We start from the raw sequence: 580 nt of genomic DNA, 5'->3' as shown, positions 1-580 counted from the left end.
TGCGTCGGGCGAGATTATGTGGCGGAGCCGCCCTGACGCCCGTCAGGGCCAGCCAAACCCAGCTTGCCTCCGCCACATAATATTTAGATGCTGTTCAGCAGTTGCAGAACGGCGTCGTTCGGTCGGAAACGCACGCCGTGGTCGCCGGCGACGCCCGCCTTCTCGAGTCCGTTGCGCATCATCTCGACATCCGCGGCGGCATAGCGGTGGGTCGTGGCGACCTGTGCGTGCCCGAGCCAGGCTTGGATCGTCAAAAGGTCCACGCCGGACTGGAGAAGCTTCATGGCGAGGGAGTGCCGAAAGATGTGCGGCGATATGGGCTTGTCGGCCAAGGCCGGCCTGATAGCCACGGCCTCGGCGGCCGCACGCCGCACGATATGGGTTGCTCCGAAACGAGTCAGGCGCTCGTTGCGGGCGCCGACGAATATCGGTCGCGGCTCGTGATGGGCGATCCCGCGCTCGCTCAACAAGGTCGTCAGCGCTCGCGCCAGGTCCTTGGAAATAGGGACGACGCGGTCTCTGCGCCCCTTGCCGCGCAGCAGCACTTGCGGGTGCGACCGCTCCAACTGAAGATCGTTTG

Annotated in this window: 1 protein-coding gene; it reads right to left on the bottom strand. The window is 65.2% G+C overall.

The genetic code is table 11. From position 1 onward, the window contains the following. Nucleotides 1–83 precede the first annotated feature (83 nt). Nucleotides 84–580: tyrosine-type recombinase/integrase (locus NKI52_RS32690; RefSeq protein ID WP_352700876.1), on the bottom strand; the 497-nt coding region annotated here is incomplete at its 5' end.

Source organism: Mesorhizobium sp. M0590 (assembly GCF_040320905.1).
In the GTDB taxonomy this organism is placed as follows: Bacteria; Pseudomonadota; Alphaproteobacteria; order Rhizobiales; family Rhizobiaceae; genus Mesorhizobium.
The sequence above is the reverse complement of the archived record's forward strand: the minus strand, read 5'-3'. Positions and strand labels throughout refer to the sequence as shown.